The 16,105-nt window shown below is 60.9% G+C and carries 20 protein-coding genes; 8 read left to right on the top strand and 12 right to left on the bottom strand.

The window, feature by feature from the left end:
- Position 1: 1 nt before the first annotated feature.
- The 11 genes from V1T76_RS13920 to V1T76_RS13870 are packed head-to-tail and all read right to left on the bottom strand — an operon-like array spanning position 2 to position 7,341.
- Complete coding sequence (locus V1T76_RS13920; RefSeq protein ID WP_330561247.1) at positions 2-706, bottom strand: hypothetical protein; 705 nt, start codon at positions 704-706, stop codon at positions 2-4.
- Positions 707-727: 21 nt separating this feature from the next.
- Positions 728-1,345 (bottom strand): urease accessory protein UreG, encoded by a 618-nt coding sequence (ureG, locus tag V1T76_RS13915; RefSeq protein ID WP_330561246.1) that lies wholly within the window; start codon positions 1,343-1,345, stop codon positions 728-730.
- Positions 1,342-2,175, bottom strand: a complete 834-nt coding sequence (locus V1T76_RS13910) for an urease accessory protein UreF (protein WP_330561245.1) — start codon at positions 2,173-2,175, stop codon at positions 1,342-1,344. The genes ureG and V1T76_RS13910 overlap by 4 nt, the downstream gene beginning before the upstream one ends.
- Positions 2,066-2,602 carry an urease accessory protein UreE gene (locus V1T76_RS13905; RefSeq protein WP_330561244.1) on the bottom strand — a complete coding sequence of 179 codons (537 nt, stop codon included), beginning with the start codon at positions 2,600-2,602 and terminating at the stop codon, positions 2,066-2,068. The genes V1T76_RS13910 and V1T76_RS13905 overlap by 110 nt, the downstream gene beginning before the upstream one ends.
- Complete coding sequence (locus V1T76_RS13900; RefSeq protein WP_330561242.1) at positions 2,599-3,204, bottom strand: glutathione S-transferase family protein; 606 nt, start codon at positions 3,202-3,204, stop codon at positions 2,599-2,601. Before V1T76_RS13900 ends, V1T76_RS13905 begins: the two co-directional genes overlap by 4 nt.
- A gap of 33 nt (positions 3,205-3,237) precedes the next feature.
- Complete coding sequence (gene ureC / locus V1T76_RS13895) at positions 3,238-4,950, bottom strand: urease subunit alpha (protein WP_330561241.1); 1,713 nt, start codon at positions 4,948-4,950, stop codon at positions 3,238-3,240.
- A gap of 36 nt (positions 4,951-4,986) precedes the next feature.
- Complete coding sequence (locus V1T76_RS13890) at positions 4,987-5,418, bottom strand: lysozyme inhibitor LprI family protein (protein ID WP_330561240.1); 432 nt, start codon at positions 5,416-5,418, stop codon at positions 4,987-4,989.
- Positions 5,418-5,840, bottom strand: coding sequence for a lysozyme inhibitor LprI family protein (locus V1T76_RS13885; RefSeq protein ID WP_330561239.1), 423 nt, complete (start codon positions 5,838-5,840; stop codon positions 5,418-5,420). The genes V1T76_RS13890 and V1T76_RS13885 overlap by 1 nt, the downstream gene beginning before the upstream one ends.
- Entirely contained in the window at positions 5,837-6,142 is a 306-nt protein-coding gene (locus V1T76_RS13880) for an urease subunit beta (RefSeq protein WP_006936844.1), read from the bottom strand. The genes V1T76_RS13885 and V1T76_RS13880 overlap by 4 nt, the downstream gene beginning before the upstream one ends.
- Before the next feature lie 23 nt (positions 6,143-6,165).
- The gene (locus V1T76_RS13875) at positions 6,166-6,468 is read right to left on the bottom strand and encodes an urease subunit gamma (RefSeq protein WP_006936842.1); all 303 of its coding nucleotides are present in this window, start codon (positions 6,466-6,468) and stop codon (positions 6,166-6,168) included.
- A gap of 18 nt (positions 6,469-6,486) precedes the next feature.
- Positions 6,487-7,341 (bottom strand): urease accessory protein UreD, encoded by an 855-nt coding sequence (locus tag V1T76_RS13870; RefSeq protein ID WP_330561237.1) that lies wholly within the window; start codon positions 7,339-7,341, stop codon positions 6,487-6,489.
- Positions 7,342-7,716: 375 nt separating this feature from the next.
- Between V1T76_RS13870 and V1T76_RS13865 the strand changes: the two genes are divergently transcribed.
- From V1T76_RS13865 to V1T76_RS13855, 3 genes are all read left to right on the top strand, one after another.
- Positions 7,717-9,150, top strand: coding sequence for a D-alanyl-D-alanine carboxypeptidase family protein (locus V1T76_RS13865; protein WP_330561236.1), 1,434 nt, complete (start codon positions 7,717-7,719; stop codon positions 9,148-9,150).
- 181 nt (positions 9,151-9,331) lie between these two features.
- Positions 9,332-9,691: a hypothetical protein gene (locus tag V1T76_RS13860; protein WP_330561235.1), complete on the top strand. Its 360-nt coding sequence runs from the start codon at positions 9,332-9,334 to the stop codon at positions 9,689-9,691.
- Positions 9,692-9,835: 144 nt separating this feature from the next.
- Positions 9,836-11,053 (top strand): CobW family GTP-binding protein, encoded by a 1,218-nt coding sequence (locus V1T76_RS13855; protein WP_330561234.1) that lies wholly within the window; start codon positions 9,836-9,838, stop codon positions 11,051-11,053.
- Positions 11,054-11,239: 186 nt separating this feature from the next.
- On the opposite strand, the gene tesB is transcribed toward V1T76_RS13855, so the two are convergent.
- Positions 11,240-12,106, bottom strand: coding sequence for an acyl-CoA thioesterase II (gene tesB / locus V1T76_RS13850; RefSeq protein ID WP_330561233.1), 867 nt, complete (start codon positions 12,104-12,106; stop codon positions 11,240-11,242).
- Positions 12,107-12,240: 134 nt separating this feature from the next.
- Here tesB and V1T76_RS13845 point away from each other — a divergent pair, with 134 nt between their 5' ends.
- From V1T76_RS13845 to V1T76_RS13825, 5 genes are read left to right on the top strand one after another with little or no spacing between them, the layout of a single operon-like run.
- Positions 12,241-13,479 carry a ubiquinone biosynthesis hydroxylase gene (locus V1T76_RS13845; RefSeq protein WP_330561232.1) on the top strand — a complete coding sequence of 413 codons (1,239 nt, stop codon included), beginning with the start codon at positions 12,241-12,243 and terminating at the stop codon, positions 13,477-13,479.
- 46 nt (positions 13,480-13,525) lie between these two features.
- Positions 13,526-14,398: an SDR family NAD(P)-dependent oxidoreductase gene (locus V1T76_RS13840; protein WP_330561231.1), complete on the top strand. Its 873-nt coding sequence runs from the start codon at positions 13,526-13,528 to the stop codon at positions 14,396-14,398.
- Positions 14,399-14,450: 52 nt separating this feature from the next.
- Positions 14,451-14,648: a twin transmembrane helix small protein gene (locus tag V1T76_RS13835; RefSeq protein ID WP_330561230.1), complete on the top strand. Its 198-nt coding sequence runs from the start codon at positions 14,451-14,453 to the stop codon at positions 14,646-14,648.
- Between the two features lie 59 nt (positions 14,649-14,707).
- Positions 14,708-15,283, top strand: a complete 576-nt coding sequence (locus V1T76_RS13830) for a cob(I)yrinic acid a,c-diamide adenosyltransferase (protein WP_330561229.1) — start codon at positions 14,708-14,710, stop codon at positions 15,281-15,283.
- Between the two features lie 35 nt (positions 15,284-15,318).
- Positions 15,319-16,011 (top strand): rhomboid family intramembrane serine protease, encoded by a 693-nt coding sequence (locus tag V1T76_RS13825; RefSeq protein WP_330561227.1) that lies wholly within the window; start codon positions 15,319-15,321, stop codon positions 16,009-16,011.
- Positions 16,012-16,105 lie beyond the last annotated feature (94 nt).

Raw genomic sequence — 16,105 nt, 5'->3', positions numbered from 1 at the left:
GCTATTGTTTCAGCCAGACGGAAAGCTGTCCGCAAGGCTCGAAACCGAGCTGCCGATAGACCGGCAGCACGCTTGCGTCGTTTTCGTAGGTGCACAGCGGCCGGTTCGGGAAAGGTTCCAGAAGATCGTGCAGGGCGCTGTAGAGCCAGGTCTTGCGGCAGAAGACGTTGGAGATCCCCAGCACATCCTTGTCGTCCAGCCTTGGCCCGGTGTTGAAGACGGCACCCGCCTTCACCGTGCCATCCTTCACGATGGCAGCGAAATCGATGGCTTTGCGTTCCAGCAGCTTGGGTGGGAAAACGGGATGAAGGCTTTCGTTGCTGTTCCAGCCGGCCAGCCATTTGCGCAAGCTTTCCGACGTCGCCACCTTGTGCCATTCGGAGCTGACCGTGGCGCGTTTGGAACTGACCGGCGGACGAAACAGCCATGTGCCGGTAAAAAGCTTCTGAAATCCGTAGGACACCAGATCCAGGGTGTCGAAACTGTCCTTCACCCCGGCTCCTTCCGGCACGTCGGTCAGCGCGGCATAAAATTCCGCTCCCGGTTTCGGCAACAGCGTGACAATGTTCGGATAGAGCGGCAGGGTCTTGTCCCGCGCGCACCAGAACCCTGCATGAAAAGCGGTTTTCGCGCCTGCGGATTTCAGAACCGCATCGCACCAGAGCGCGTTGTTATGCGCGCAAGCTTCCTGTCTGCCAGCGATCATGCGGCCATCATCATCCAAGATTCAAGCGTTCAGCCCACCCTTTTGGACAATGAAGTCTACCACGGATTCGACACCCTCACCCGCCTTTGTATTGGCGAAGACAAAGGGACGGTCCTTGCGCATTTTCTTGGCGTCCCGGTCCATGACCTCCAGATTGACGCCGACATAGGGAGCAAGGTCGGTCTTGTTGATGATCAGGAGATCGGAGCGTGTGATGCCCGGCCCGCCCTTGCGCGGAATTTCCTCGCCGGCGGCAACGTCGATCACATAGATCGTCAGATCGGCAAGCTCCGGCGAGAAGGTTGCGGCCAGATTGTCACCACCGGATTCGATCAGGATCAGATCAAGATCCGGGATGCTTTTCGTCAGGTCCGCTACGGCTGCCAGATTGATGGAGGCATCCTCGCGGATCGCCGTATGGGGGCAGCCGCCGGTCTCGACGCCGCGAATACGGTCGCTGGTCAAGGCCTGCGAGCGCATCAGGGCTTCGGCATCCTCGCTCGTGTAGATGTCGTTGGTGATGACGGCGAGCGAATAGTCGTCGCGCATGGCCTTGCACAGCTTGTCGGTCAGTGTGGTCTTGCCTGACCCGACGGGACCGCCAATGCCGACGCGCAAGGGACCATTTTGGGAAGTCATGAACGGAACAACCTCGAATACTGGGTTTCGTGCGCCATGGAGGCGATATCTGCAAGGAAGGTGGAAGTGCCAAGGTCATCAAGACCTGCTGCCTCGGCTTCTTCCGCGATTTCGAAGATCACCGGTTCCAGACCCGCCAGCACCTTCTGTCCGTCGCTCTGGCCAAGCGGCACGACCCTGACGGCGACGGAAATCAGGTTGGCGGCAAAAGCATGCAGAAAACAATGGAGCGCGGCATCCACCGGCAACCCGTGGGCCGCAGCCGCTAGGCCCAGTACCACCGGATAGGGCCAGGATAGGTTTTCGTCCGACGCGACCTCGTGAAACAGGCGTGCGGCTTGCGTGTCCGCTGACGGCATCCAGCTGTTGCAAATGGCCCTGAAAAAGGCGCTGCCCTGGGCGCTTGATTCCAGGTGCCGTTCTCTGGAGGGCTGCAATGCCAGACCCAGGTCCCGCAGTTCTGCGACGGTCTCTCCGTCTCCTGCGAGGGCGGCCCGGTGGGTTTCCTTCAGGAGGATGGCATCGCTTCTTCCAGCGCCAAAGCGCAGGATTTCGCGCAGCCAGATGTCAAGGTCGCGCGCGTTTGCCACCCCGCCCTGCTCGATCACCTGTTCCAGCCCGTGGCTGTAGGTAAAGGCACCGATGGGAAAGGCCGGCGAGAGAAACGCCTGCAGCCGGTAGAGCGCCTGCGGTGACAGGGGCAGTCGCGGAGCTAAGGGTTCAGTCATGGGAATGTCCGGACCCGTGATCGTGGCTATGGTCATGGCTGTGCCCATGCGGATGGTCGTGCGAATGCCCGTGTCCATGATCGTGCCCGTGGGTGCGGCCATGGCCGTAGGCACCGCCTTCCGGATCGAAGGGGGCAGACAGTTCGGTCAGACGGCCGCCGAGTTTTTCCACCATGTCTTCAATCACGTGGTCCCGCCGGATCCGCAGGGTGTTGCCCATGAGCTGCGTCGGCAGGTGCCGGTTGCCCAGATGCCAGGCGATCTTCACCAGATGGGCCGAGTCGTCGGCATGAATTTCGACCAGCTCTTCCGGCTCGGCAAGAACTTCAACGATCCGGCCGTCTTCCAGCTCCAGACCGTCGCCATGACGCAGGTGAATGGCTACTGGTTCGTCCAGCAGAAAGGTCAGGCCGGCAGCGCCGGTGAGCACAGCCCTGCGCCTGTACCGGTCTTCCCGGTCAAGCGTCACCTGGTCGACGGCCTGGCCGGTCCATGTCCCGGCATTGTGGATCTTCGCGACGCGGATCATGCGGCCTCCGCAACCTTTGCCATTGTCGCACGGAAGGCAGGGCGCTCCTTCAACCGCTTGAAATAAGCGTAGACAGGCCCCTCGTCCGGCAACTCGAATTTGGCACTGCTGGCCCACCCGAGACAGCTTCCGAGCAGGATATCGGCAATCGTAAAGGTGTCGCCCATCACGTAGGGCCCTTTCCCGAGGCGTTGCTCCAGCGTTTCGAGACCCCGTGCGAATTCCATTCTGCAGACGTTTTTGATAGCTGGCACCCGCATTTCCTCCGGGTGGATGAAACTGTTCTTGGCTGCCGTCCAGAGCGCGCCTTCAAGGACGTCTACCCCGAACTGGGTAAAACTGTCCTGCCGCGCGCGTTCAATGATTCCGGCCGGAAAGGTGAACTGGCCGTGTTTGTCGGCTAGATAGGCGCAAATGGCGATGGACTCGGTGAGCACCTCGTCTCCGTCAATCAGCACAGGCACCTTGCCGGTCGGGTTCAGCGCCTTGACGGTGTCCGTTTGGGGAAAGGCTGGATCAAGCTCATATGGCTCGCCCAGTTCTTCCAGCAACCAGATCACCCGCATGGCCCGTGAGCGCGGATATCCGACGATCTTGTACATGGCTTTCCTCTTCCGAACGCGTCTGTCCGGTACTTAGAACAGGAAGTAGCGCTGGGCCATCGGCAGCACTTCGGCAGGTTCGCAGGTCAGCAGTTCGCCATCCGCGCGAACCTCGTAGGTCTCCGGATGCACTTCGATTTCGGGCATCATGTTGTTGTGAATCATCGACTTTTTCGAGATCCCGCCACGGGTGTTCTTGACCGGAAGCACCAGGCTGTCGAGGCCTGCTTTGTGCTTGACGCCGGTGTCGTAAGCCGCCTGGGACACGAAGGTGACGCGGCTGTGCGTCAGCATCTTGCCATAGGAGGCGAACATCGGCCGGTAATGGACCGGTTGCGGCGTGGGGATGGAGCCGTTCGGATCGCCCATCGGGGCGGTCGCGATGGAGCCGAGCTTGAGCACCAGCGAGGGTTTGATGCCGAAGAATTGCGGGTCCCACAGAACCAGATCCGCCAGCTTGCCGACTTCGACAGAGCCGATGTACTCGTCCAGGCCGTGGGCGATGGCCGGGTTGATGGTGGTCTTGGCGATGTAGCGCTTGACACGGAAGTTGTCGTTATCACCGGTTTCATCAGCAAGACGGCCGCGCTGCACCTTCATCTTGTGGGCGGTCTGCATGGTGCGGATGATGATTTCGCCAACACGGCCCATGGCCTGGCTGTCGGAGGAAATGATCGAAAAGGCGCCCATGTCGTGGAGAATGTCTTCCGCCGCAATGGTTTCCTTTCGGATCCGGCTTTCAGCGAAAGCAACGTCCTCCGGAATGTCCTTGTGCAGGTGGTGGCAGACCATGAGCATGTCGAGATGCTCTTCCAGCGTGTTGATGGTATAGGGCCGGGTCGGATTGGTGGAGGACGGAATGACATTGGGTTCGCCCACCACCTTGATGATGTCCGGCGCATGGCCGCCACCGGCCCCTTCCGTATGGAAGGCATGGATGGTGCGGTTCTTGAACGCGGCGGTGGTGTTCTCGACAAAGCCGGATTCGTTCAAGGTGTCGGTGTGGATCATCACCTGAACGTCGTACTCATCGGCAACCGACAGACAGTTGTCGATGGTCGCCGGTGTTGACCCCCAGTCTTCATGGATCTTCAGGGCGCCCGCGCCTGCCATCACCTGCTCTTCCAGAGCGGCGGGCAGAGACGCATTGCCCTTGCCAGCGAAGAGAAGGTTCATTGGAAAGCTTTCGGCCGCCTGAAGCATCCGCGTGATGTGCCAGGGACCGGGCGTACAGGTGGTCGCGTTCGTGCCGGTGGCCGGGCCGGTGCCGCCACCGATCATGGTGGTCACACCGGAGCACAGGGCTTCGTCAACCTGCTGCGGGCAGATGAAATGGATGTGGGCGTCGATGGACCCCGCGGTGAGGATCTTGCCCTCGCCGGCAATCGCCTCGGTACCGGGTCCGACGATGATGTCGACACCGTTCTGCACATCCGGGTTGCCGGCCTTGCCGATGCCGACGATCCGGCCGTCCTTCAGGCCGACATCGGCCTTGACGATGCCCCAGTGATCGATGATCAGCACGTTGGTGATGACCGTATCGACCGCACCGGCGGAACGCGGTGCCTGAGACTGGCCCATACCGTCGCGGATGACCTTGCCGCCACCGAATTTCACCTCATCGCCATAGGTGGTGAAATCCTTTTCCACCTCGACGATGAGATCGGTATCCGCAAGGCGCAGCCTGTCGCCGGTTGTCGGTCCGAACATGTCCGCATAAGCGGCGCGGGGCATCTTGTAGGCCATATATAGTCTCCAATCGGCGATCAGAAATCGGTGTGTTTAATTCGCGTAGTCCTCAACCGTCGCATCCAGGTCTTCGGTGCGTTTCATGGTGAGGACAATCAGGCAGTTCCGGTAAAGTTCGTTGCCTCGTGTGCCGCCCTTGAAAGGGTAGCTGTAGGCGGTGCAATCCTTGTCGGCGTAAGTCTTCCAGGCAGCCTGGGCTTCATCGAGGCTGGCCGGTGCGCCCTTCAGGTGGTCCGGCAGATCGGCATCGATCTCCACCAGCCTGACACGCAGGCGGTCGAAGGCTTCCTGCATGCGTGCGTCGGCTTCCTTCAGGGCCTTGTCGGCACAAAAGCTGCGTTCGGCATTGGTCAGCGGATAGCCGCAGTCGATGTTGTCCTTGACAGTCTCTTCCTGGGCACCCGCGCTGCCGACGGTGGCCAGAAACAGGGCGATAGCAGGAGGGATCAGGCTGCGCACAGGCATCAGTTCCCCAGACCTTGCTCAAGCTGTCTCAATTCGTCGATGCGGCTGCGCGTGAGGTCGGCCCGGCAGCCGTAGACCAGCATGGGTTCCATGGTTCCGCCGCGGGCCAGAAAGCCGTAGGCGTCGCAGGCCTTGTCGCGATAGGGAATCCAGGCGCGCTGGGCTTCGCGCAGCGTCTCGACTGCCCCTTTCAGCCCTTCCGGCAGGTAGGCGTCGGTCTCCGTCATCTTTTCCATTGCGGATCTGTAGACCGCGTTCAGCTCCGCATCCGCTCTCAGCCAGTCGAGGTTGGCGCACTGGGTCATTTCCGACTGCGTCATGGCATTCTCGCAGTTGGGTGTTTCCTGTGCGGCAACCGGACCGGCCAGAACGAGGCCAAGCCCGAAAAGCCATGACGAAAGAGTGGGTGCAGATCTGATCACAATTCGCCCATGACCTTCTGGTTGAAGCCGTAGACCGTGCGGTTGCCGCCATATGGCACCAGCGTCACCAGTCTGGATTGACCGGGTTCGAAGCGCACGGCTGTGCCGGCGGGGATATCGAGGCGCATGCCGCGTGTCTTGCCGCGGTCGAAGGAGAGGCCTTCGTTTGTTTCGAAAAAGTGATAGTGGCTGCCGACCTGGATCGGACGGTCGCCGGTGTTGGCGACTTCCAGCGTGAGTGTCTCGAGGCCTGCGTTCAGTTCGATCTCGCCGTCGGCGGGAAACAGTTCTCCGGGGATCATGCTCGTCTCCTTGGAAATCGCGGTCAGCGGATCGGCTCGTGCACGGTCACGAGTTTGGTACCGTCGGGAAAGGTTGCCTCGACCTGAACATCGTGGATCATCTCGGACACGCCTTCCATCACCTGGTCGCGCGTCAGCACCTTGGCGCCTGCCGACATAAGGTCGGCAACGGTGCGCCCGTCGCGAGCGCCTTCCACCACGAAGTCGGTGATCAGGGCGACGGCTTCAGGGTGGTTGAGCTTCACGCCGCGCTCCAGACGGCGGCGGGCGACCATCGCGGCCATGGAAATGAGCAACTTGTCCTTTTCGCGGGGCGTCAGATTCATGAAAGAAAGTCCTCCAAATCAGCAATACCAGACGCGCGGCAGCGCGGTCATTCGATATCCGGTGAGAAACGACATCAGGGCCGCGCGCAAGCTGCGGCCATCATTGGACACAAACCGGGAGATCAGCAAGCCGTTCCAGGCGCTGGCGGCCGCCTGGACGGTTCCCTCCGGCAGGGCATCGATCAAGTCTCTTGCCCGGGACAGCCTGTCTTCGGCATCGGCGGAGCAGTCGACAAAGGTTGCGGCCGCCAGGGCGCCCGCAGCGGTGGCAGGACCGGTCAGAGCTGCGGCCGGGTCGCCATCCAGACGGATGTCATCGGCGAAGATCAGCTTGCCGTCCCTGCGGATGCGCCAACTGTCCCGATAGAAAACGGATTTGACCTGTTCGCCCATCGCCTTGCGGCCGAGAACGAAGGATTCCACCATCATCAGCCTGGCATCGCCTTCCAGGTCGGCCCGCAGCGTCCGGCGGAGGCGCGAGGCATCAAACAGGATGGTTTCCTGAGGCAGCCATTCCAGGGTCGCACCGGCTCCGACGGTGAAAAAACCGCTCACTTCGGCGGTACCGCCCGGGCTGCGATACGCGCGTTCGGCGGTCTGGCTGGTCACGATTACGTGTACGCCGGCATCGGCGCCAACTTCATAGGCGAGCTTGTCGCCTCCGGTGAGGCCGCCGGCAGTGTTGATGAGAACGGCTGTGGCGGGGGTGTCATAGACCTTGGGCAGGCGGACCTTTGCAGACCCGCTCTGGTAAAGGTCGGTCAAACGGGTTTTGCCTTCCCGCGCTGCAAAGCAGACCTTGCCAATGCCCTTCACGCGCTGCAGGACGATGGCCTTTCCGGCCGTTTCTGATGCCAGACCAGCATCATACATCGCTTGACCGCCCCCCCTGCGGGCTCATCCAGTCATTGTTATTTTTCACATCTGTTCAAATTGGTCCAGACTGACCCCGGGCCGCAATAGGCAATATGCCCTTGGCAATCTTAGCAAGAGCCGGGCCAAGGCCGGCAATTGGAAACGCCGGGCGAAGCCAGTACAAAAAAGGCTCTGTTTCCCGAAGCTTATCAATCTCCGTTTGCAAAAACTGCCTAAAAATAGGGCAAATGCAAGAAAGATTGGCGTGGAGTGGTTTTCAGGAAGGGCTTGCTCTCGCCATCATGTTCCGGTTTTTTAAGAGAACAGCAGCTATTCATACTGCCTCTGCCCAATTGCGACGCGTCATCCGACGGATGACAAGCGAGGGAAACCGTGTTTTTAAGCCCGTTTGGCCGCCTGACTTCCGTATGTCTGACCGTAACCGTTCTTGTGATGAGTCTGGCCATCAGCCAGGCGCGGGCGGATATAGGTGCCTATGTCCTGATCGATGCAAGTTCCGGCGCCGTGATCGAAGAGGAAAACGCCACGCGCAAGTGGTATCCGGCCTCGCTTACCAAGCTCATGACCGCCTATGTCACCTTCAAGGCGATCCGCGAAGGCCGTGCTTCGCTCGACAGCGCCGTGGTGCAATCGAAGAACTCGGCGGCCGAACCTCCCAGCAAGATGGGGTTCAAGGTCGGAACCCGGTTTACCGTCGACACGGCTTTGAAAATCATTCTGATCAAGTCCGCAAACGATGTCGCGGTTGCTCTCGGTGAGGCGATAGGAGGATCCGAAGCCGGGTTCATCGCCATGATGAATGCGGAAGCTCAGCGCCTCGGGATGACCAACACCCGCTTTTACAATCCGCATGGCCTGCCCGATAACCGGCAGGTGACCACGGCGCGCGACCTTGCCATTCTGGCCCTTGCGCTTCGCCGGGATTTTCCTGAAGCCCGCAACTATTACGACCATCCTGGAATCCGCTTCGGCAAAAAGACGCTGCGCTCCGCGAACCGCGAGTTCCTGTTGCGCGTGCCCGGGGCCAACGGCATGAAGACCGGCTACATCTGCAACTCCGGCTACAATGTTGCCGCCTCCGCGACGCGCGGCACCAAGACGCTGATCGCGATCATCCTCGGTGCCGGTTCGGGTCTGGAGCGCACGGCGTTTGCCCGTCAGCTCTTTGACGAAGGTTTTCGCAAGCGGGGCGGACGCAACATTACAAGCCTTACGGGCTCCTCCGGCAACCCGCCCGCCGACGGATATTGCCGGCGCAACAAGAGCCCGGGTCCGAAGGGCTACATGGCCCGGTTTGACATGGAAAAGGAAAAGCAGGGCGGTTTCCTGTTTTTTGCAAAGGCCGACAAAACCGACGAAGACAAGCTGGATGACAGCGGTTTCATGCTGTCGAACGGCAAGCCGGACTGGGCCAAAATCCTCGACCGCACCCTCGGCCCGCGCCGGATCGCCTATCGTCCGCTGGATGTCGGTCTCGGTAACCCGAAAGGCTCACCTTCCGCCAGTCCGGGAACGGTTCCTGCCAGCGCGGCTGACGACGCTGTGGCCGCGATTACGGGGGACGATATAGCTCCGGAGGATATACCGCTGCCGGTTGCCAATCCCGTGCGGCGTGCGGAAAATGAAATTCGCGCCAAGATGCAGTTCACGGCCGATGCCAAGGCGGCGGGTGCCATTCCGCAGACCGGCGATGGTGCGGCCCGCCCGGGTGCCGCCGCCGACCTGTCCAAGTCGTCGCCCGGTTCGATCTTCCGCAAGGGCCTGGACTTCACCGTTCCGGTTCCCTCGCCAAGTCCCCGCAAGTAAATCGACATCAGATCTCTGACCGTACCGGTGGTTTAGCGTTTCGGTTAACAGGGTTAACCTTTTATTTACGCTACTCCTTAACACTGAAGTAAGCATTTTTCTGGCAAAGGCGTGCTCCCTGCCGGATGACAAAATGCCTCTGCGGCACAGAATATGCCGGTACAACAGGTCGAGAGATCGCATGATGATTGAACCGAGATCCACCGCCACCATCCGGGCTCTTGCCAGCCTTGCTGAGCTTTCCGCCAATCAACTGGAGGAAGGGGTTTCGGTCGACCATGTGATCGCCACCTTGCGAAAGGCGGCCGAGGCTGTCCGGCTTGTCGTTGATGTCGAGGCGGAAGACGAAGCGGACGACTTCGGTTTCGAGGCTGACGCCGACGACGAAGCGGAGCTGGAAGCTGGAGAAGCGGATATCGTCCAGGATCTGACCCCCATGACCCTGTCCGAGGATGATGCGGACAAGAAGATCATCGCGATGGACAAGAAGGACGCCGAAGCGGTTTCCGAAGAAGAAGACATCGTTCTCAACGCGGGCTGATTCGGCGCTCGCCAGACAATTTTTCAAGTGAACACACCGACGTGGCGGGAGCAGCATTTGCGCTGACCCGCCTTTCTGCCTATGTGTCTGCGGAAAGGCAGCCGGGTCCGATCCAGGAACGGCGATTGCATCTGGAGACGAACCATGGCCTCGCCGACACCGGTTTCCGAAGGACAAAAACCCAAGGGCCCGAAGCCCCCCATTCCCTTGTCCGTCCTGACGGGCTTTCTGGGGTCGGGCAAGACGACGCTCCTCAACCGGATCCTGAAGGATCCGTCGATGGCGGACACGGCGGTCATCATCAATGAATTCGGCGAAATCGGGCTGGACCATCTGTTTGTCGATCAGGCCGGCGACGGCATCGTGGAGCTTGCCTCCGGCTGCCTGTGCTGCACCATTCGCGGCGATCTGGTCACCACGCTGGAAAATCTTCTGCGCCGGCTCGACAACGGCCGTATGGACAGGCTCAACCGCGTGATCATCGAGACGACGGGGCTGGCGGACCCGGCGCCGATCCTGCACACGGTCATGCTGCATCCCTATCTGCTGATGCGCTACCGGCTCGACAGCGTGATCACGCTGGTGGATGCGGTCAACGGCCTGTCGACCCTCGACAATCACGAAGAAGCGCGCAAGCAGGCCGCGGTTGCAGACCGGCTGGTTTTCACCAAGACCGATCTGCTTGAAGGCGATGAGGCGCGTGCCTCTTTCGACGCGCTCAAGCAGCGTTTGCAGCAGCTCAATCCCGGCGCCCGCCGGCTGGAGGCGCAGGCGGATGATGCAACGGTGGAGAATCTTTTCAACGCTGGGCTCTACGATCCCAAGAGCAAGATCCCGGACGTGGCTGCCTGGCTGAACGCGGAAGCCTACGAAGACCAGCAGCATGGCCACCATCACGGTCATGATCACTCGCATGGCCATTCGCACGGGGATCACCACGGCCACCATCATGATCATGCCCATGATGTGAACCGGCACAGCGATGCCATCCGGGCCTTCACCTTGTCGACCGACCGTCCGGTCCCGGCGTCCGCGTTGGAAATGTTTCTCGACCTGCTGCGTTCGGCGCACGGCCCGAAACTGCTTCGGGTCAAGGGCATCGTGCAACTGGCCGAAGACCCTGAACGGCCCGTGGTGATCCACGGCGTCCAGCACGTCTTCCATCCGCCGGCGACTCTGGAAGCCTGGCCGGATCAGGATCGGCGCACCCGAATGGTGTTCATCACCAGGGATCTGCCGGAAGGCTTCGTCCGGCGCATGTTCGAAGCTTTCTCGGGCGCCTTGCTGCCCGACACGCCGGACCACCAGGCCCTCACCGACAATCCGCTGGCTGTGTCAGGGTTTACAAGTCCGGTGAGGTAGGTCGCAGACCCGCGATACGCCGACCCACTTCCAAAGGGATCCCTCATCCTGAGAAGCCGCGAAGCGGCGTCTCGAAGGATGGGCGGCACCCACAGGAGCAAGAGGCCCATCCTTCGAGACGGACCTGATGGCCCTCCTCAGGATGAGGTCGTAAGAGAGAGGCGAATTTGTGAAACTTCAGGAAACTCAATCCTTCTTGCGCAACCGGATCAACCCTTCCTGGGCGGTCGAGGCGATCAGGACGCCGTCTCTGGTGAAGAGAGAGCCGCGGTTCATGCCGCGCGAGCCGGAGGATGAGGTGCTGTCGGTGGCGTAGAGCAGCCATTCGTCCGCTCGGAACGGACGGTGGAACCACATGGCATGGTCGAGGCTGGCCGCCTGGATCTTCGGGCTGAAGACGGACGTGCCGTGGGGAAACAGCGAGGTGTCCAGAAGGGTCATGTCGGAGGCATAGGCGAGCACGCACTGATGCATGCGCTCGTCATCCGGAAGCGGACCGCTCGCCCGCACCCAGACATATTGCTGCGGCGGCAGAGGTTTCTTGCTGAAGTAATGCGTCATATCGACCGGGCGCATCTCGATCGGCCGTTCGCGTTCCCAGTAGCGGCGGATGTTTTCCGGGGCCATCGAAAGGAATTTTTCCTTCAGCTCCTGTTCGCTCGGCAGGTCGTCGGGTGCCGGAACCTCCGGCATGTCGATCTGATGCTCCAGCCCCTCTTCTCTCACCTGGAAGGATGCGGACATGGAAAAAATCGCTTCGCCATGCTGGATCGCGACCACGCGCCGCGTGGTGAAGCTGCCGCCGTCGCGGATACGGTCAACTTCATAGATGATCGGCACGGCCGGGTCGCCGGGTCTCAGAAAGTAGCCGTGAAGGGAGTGAACGTGACGGTCTTCCACCACCGTGCGCGAGGCGGCGACCAGTGCCTGGCCGATCACCTGTCCCCCGAAGACACGTTGCCAGCCGACCTGCGGGCTGCGACCACGGAACAGGTTGCGTTCCAGCGGTTCCAGGTCAAGTATCTGAAGAAGAGTATCAATAGCCGTGTTCATCGGCGCGATCCCTGTTAGATAGACGGCAGGTGATTTGGCTTGGGTCATGGCAGCCCAACCCCGCACTCTTGGACGGCAGTTGACGTTAAAGTCAAGATGCCTTTAGGGAAACCTGAGGCAAGGAGAAGAAGACGATGGCGAGAAAAAAAAGCGTCCCCGACATGTTCGATGTCGTGATCGCAGGTGGCGGTTATGTCGGCCTGTCGCTGGCGGTGGCGCTCAAGCAGGGCGACGCCAGCCTGACATGTGCCGTCGTCGATCCGAAGCCGATGGAAGATCTGCACAAGGATCCCCGCGCCTCGGCCATCGCGGCGGCTGCTTCGCGTATGCTGTCGCAGCTCGGCATCTGGCAGAAGATTGAAAGCGAGGCTCAGCCGATCAACGAAATGATCGTTACCGACAGCAAGCTTCGCGACGCGGTCCGGCCGGTGTTTCTGACCTTTGGCGGTGAGGCGACGGAGGGCGAACCCTTTGCCCACATGATGCCGAACGGTGTGATGATGCCGGCGCTCTACAAGGCGGCCAAGGCGCTTGGCGTTTCCTTTTTTGCGCCGGGCACCGCGGATTCGTTCCGCAGTCACCCCGATCATGTGGAACTGACGCTGGAAGACGGCTCGCTGTTGAAAAGCCGGCTGCTTGTGGCGGCCGACGGCGTGCGCTCCCGACTGCGCGACCTTGCCGGAATTCGCACGGTCAACTGGGACTACGGCCAGTCGGGTATCGTCACCACGGTCAAGCACGAACGGCCGCACAACGGCCGTGCGGAAGAACATTTCCTGCCCGCCGGGCCCTTCGCCATCCTGCCGTTACCGGGCAACCGGTCGTCGCTGGTCTGGACGGAAAAGACAGCCGACGCCGACCGGCTTGTGCGGTCCGACGATTTCACGTTCGAACTGGAGCTGGAGCGCCGGTTCGGCCATCACCTCGGCACACTGGAACTGGACGGTCCGCGCCGCGCCTATCCGCTGGGACTGAAGCTGGCGCGTGATTTCGTCAAGCCGCGCTTCGCCCTGATCGGAGATGCCGCGCACGGCATTCATCCGATTGCGGGCCAGGGTCTCAATCTCGGCTTCAAGGATGTTGCGGCGCTGGCCGAAGTGCTGGTCAACGCCCGGCGTCTGGGGCAGGACCTGGGTGCGTTCGATGTTCTGGAACGCTACCAGCGCTGGCGCCGGTTCGACACGTTCCAGATGGGCGTCGTTACCGATGTGCTCAATCGCCTGTTCTCCAATGACAACGACGTGTTGCGCGCTGTTCGCGATTTCGGACTTGGCCTTGTTGACAGGATGCCCGGCCTGAAAACCCAGTTCATCAAGGAAGCCGCCGGGTTCGCGGGACCCGTGCCGAAATTGCTTTCCGGCGAACCTATCTGATAGGAGTGGATTCGGATCGTCTCACACTCCGCAGGATTACCGTTTGATGATTGCCAATCCGGAGAGTTTTCCCGCCTACCGGTCGATATTGATTACGGGGTGTTCCTCCGGCATTGGTCTGTGCGCAGCTCATATTATGCGGGGCCGTAACTGGCGCGTGTTTGCAACGGCCCGGCGGCAGGCCGACGTCGACCTTTTGAGCGACCTTGGATTCGAAACCTTCCGCTTGGACTATGAAGACGCCGCCAGCATCGAGGCGACCGCCAACGAGGTTTTGCAACGGACGGACGGCGAGCTGAGCGCCGTGTTCAACAATGGTGCCTATGCGGTTCCCGGAGCTTTGGAAGACCTGCCGACGGAGGCGATGAGGTCGCTTTTCGAGGCAAATTTCATTGGCTGGCACGATCTTACGCGCCGACTGGTGCCCGCCATGCGCGCCAACAGGTTCGGCCGGATCGTTCAATGTTCGTCCGTACTGGGACTGGTGGCGCTGAAGTACCGCGGCGCCTACACGGCCTCCAAATTCGCGCTGGAAGGCTATTCCGACACGCTTCGACAGGAGTTGAAGGGGACGGGCGTACATGTCAGCCTGATCGAGCCGGGACCCATAGATACGAGGTTCACGCGAAACGCACTGGCGAATTTTGATCGCTGGATCGGCGAGGATGGTCTGCAGGCGTCGCCCCATCGTAAGACCTACGAGAAGCGCCGCATCCGGATGGAAGCGGGTGAGCCCGGGCCGTTCAAGTTGCAGCCGGAGGCCGTTGTCAAACGGCTGGTTCACGCGGTGGAAGCAAAAAGGCCGAAGGCGCGCTATCATGTCACAATTCCCACCACCGTCATGGCGGTGGCCAAAAGGATGCTGCCGGTCAGCCTGCTGGACCGGTTCTGCATCTGGGCCGCTGACGGGGAGGAATAGCTGCCTGCCGACCGGCGAGCGCGCCGGACAGCGGTGAAACAAGGAACACGAAATGGCAGATCTGATTAATATTCTCATCCCCGTCGGCATGGCCGCAGTTGCCCTGGTGCTGCTGCTCGGCATCTGGAACATGTTCCGGCAGGGGCCGGCCAACCGCTCGCAGCTTCTGATGCGCTGGCGTGTCGGCCTTCAGTTTCTGGTGATTGTGCTGGTGATGGGCGGTCTCTACTTTTTCGGAACCGGCCACTAGGGTGTTGCCCCATAAACGAAGATGAAACAACCGGATCATACTGGAGGGACAGGGGCACAATGGTTGTTCTGAACAAGATCTACACGAAGACCGGCGACGACGGTACGACAGCGCTCGGCTCAGGCGAGCGGCGTTTGAAAAGCGATCTCAGGATCGAGGCTTACGGCACCGTCGATGAAACCAATTCCGTCGTCGGCCTGATCCGCCTCAACACCGGGCAGTCGGCTCCGGACGTCGATCAGGTGCTTGGCAGGATCCAGAACGACCTGTTCGATCTGGGAGCCGATCTCGCGACGCCGGAAACGGACGAGGATCTTGGCTATGAGCCGCTCCGGATCACCGATGCCCAGGTTACGGCGATCGAACAGGCGATTGACGTTCTCAATGCGGAGCTCAAGCCTTTGCGTTCCTTCGTGCTGCCCGGCGGCAGCCCTGCGGCCGCGCATCTGCATCTGGCTCGCACTGTTTCGCGGCGGGCGGAACGGCTGATGGTGGAACTGGCGGCGCGCGAAAAGATCAATCCGGCCGCGGTGCGCTACATGAACCGTCTGTCGGACTATTTCTTCGTCGCCTCGCGCTACCTGAACGACAAGGGCGAGCAGGACGTTCTGTGGGTGCCCGGGAAAAACCGCTAAGCCGGTTCTTCCCCTTGCCGGAGGCGTGGCGCTGAATGTTCCTTCCCCTGCACGATCAGAACCGGCTGGTGCATGTCCCCCGCCCCTATGTGAACCTTAGCCTGATTGCGGCCAATATCCTGATCTTCCTCTTTTATCAGGGGGCAGGCTCGCAGCAGGCCGTTGCCGCTTCTTCCTACTCCTTCGGGCTGATCCCGGTTGTCCTGTTCGATATCAGGGATCTGTCGCCGGAGCTGCAGGTGCTGCCGGACTGGATGTCGGTGGTCACCTATTCGTTTCTGCACGGCAGCTTCATGCATCTTATCGGCAACATGCTGTTCCTGTGGGTGTTCGGCGACAACATCGAAGATGCGGTGGGGCACCTGCGTTACCTTGTTTTCTATCTGCTGTGCGCCATCGCCGGCGGGCTGGCCTATGCCTCCCTCGACGTGAATTCGGACGTGCCGTTGATCGGGGCGTCCGGAGCCGTTTCAGGCGTGGTCGCCGCTTATCTGATGCTGCATCCGCGTGTGAAGGTCTGGGTACTGGCGCTCGGCCGGATACCGTTGCGCCTGTCCGCGGTCTGGCTGTTGGGGGGCTGGATCGTCTATCAGCTCGTCAACGCGGTGATTGCGTCCGACAGCGATATCGCCTGGATCGCGCATATCGGCGGCATGGCGGCCGGGGCGCTGCTGATCGTGTTTTTCCGGCGCAGGGGTGTTCCTCTCTTCGACCGGCCCACTTTCTAGCGTGTATCTGTGCGCCGGCGAAACCGGCCAGTCCTTCGGGCAGCTTTTGCAAGACCGCGAGAGCTCTGATCGAATTACAATTGGCTTCAAAAAG

Source organism: Roseibium sp. FZY0029 (assembly GCF_036350355.1).
Taxonomy (GTDB): domain Bacteria; phylum Pseudomonadota; class Alphaproteobacteria; order Rhizobiales; family Stappiaceae; genus Roseibium.
Note: the sequence above shows the minus strand (reverse complement) of the source record. Positions and strands in the feature narration are given on the sequence as shown.

Bases quoted from the DNA above. Each gene is read 5' to 3' on its own strand.
- V1T76_RS13920 (WP_330561247.1), bottom strand. From the start codon at position 706: ATGATCGCTGGCAGACAGGAAGCTTGCGCGCATAACAACGCGCTCTGG.
- ureG (WP_330561246.1), bottom strand. From the start codon at position 1,345: ATGACTTCCCAAAATGGTCCCTTGCGCGTCGGCATTGGCGGTCCCGTC.
- V1T76_RS13910 (WP_330561245.1), bottom strand. From the start codon at position 2,175: ATGGCCGCACCCACGGGCACGATCATGGACACGGGCATTCGCACGACC.
- V1T76_RS13905 (WP_330561244.1), bottom strand. From the start codon at position 2,602: ATGATCCGCGTCGCGAAGATCCACAATGCCGGGACATGGACCGGCCAG.
- V1T76_RS13900 (WP_330561242.1), bottom strand. From the start codon at position 3,204: ATGTACAAGATCGTCGGATATCCGCGCTCACGGGCCATGCGGGTGATC.
- ureC (WP_330561241.1), bottom strand. From the start codon at position 4,950: ATGGCCTACAAGATGCCCCGCGCCGCTTATGCGGACATGTTCGGACCG.
- V1T76_RS13890 (WP_330561240.1), bottom strand. From the start codon at position 5,418: ATGCCTGTGCGCAGCCTGATCCCTCCTGCTATCGCCCTGTTTCTGGCC.
- V1T76_RS13880 (WP_006936844.1), bottom strand. From the start codon at position 6,142: ATGATCCCCGGAGAACTGTTTCCCGCCGACGGCGAGATCGAACTGAAC.
- V1T76_RS13875 (WP_006936842.1), bottom strand. From the start codon at position 6,468: ATGAATCTGACGCCCCGCGAAAAGGACAAGTTGCTCATTTCCATGGCC.
- V1T76_RS13870 (WP_330561237.1), bottom strand. From the start codon at position 7,341: ATGTATGATGCTGGTCTGGCATCAGAAACGGCCGGAAAGGCCATCGTC.
- V1T76_RS13860 (WP_330561235.1), top strand. From the start codon at position 9,332: ATGATGATTGAACCGAGATCCACCGCCACCATCCGGGCTCTTGCCAGC.
- V1T76_RS13855 (WP_330561234.1), top strand. From the start codon at position 9,836: ATGGCCTCGCCGACACCGGTTTCCGAAGGACAAAAACCCAAGGGCCCG.
- tesB (WP_330561233.1), bottom strand. From the start codon at position 12,106: ATGAACACGGCTATTGATACTCTTCTTCAGATACTTGACCTGGAACCG.
- V1T76_RS13845 (WP_330561232.1), top strand. From the start codon at position 12,241: ATGGCGAGAAAAAAAAGCGTCCCCGACATGTTCGATGTCGTGATCGCA.
- V1T76_RS13840 (WP_330561231.1), top strand. From the start codon at position 13,526: ATGATTGCCAATCCGGAGAGTTTTCCCGCCTACCGGTCGATATTGATT.
- V1T76_RS13835 (WP_330561230.1), top strand. From the start codon at position 14,451: ATGGCAGATCTGATTAATATTCTCATCCCCGTCGGCATGGCCGCAGTT.
- V1T76_RS13830 (WP_330561229.1), top strand. From the start codon at position 14,708: ATGGTTGTTCTGAACAAGATCTACACGAAGACCGGCGACGACGGTACG.
- V1T76_RS13825 (WP_330561227.1), top strand. From the start codon at position 15,319: ATGTTCCTTCCCCTGCACGATCAGAACCGGCTGGTGCATGTCCCCCGC.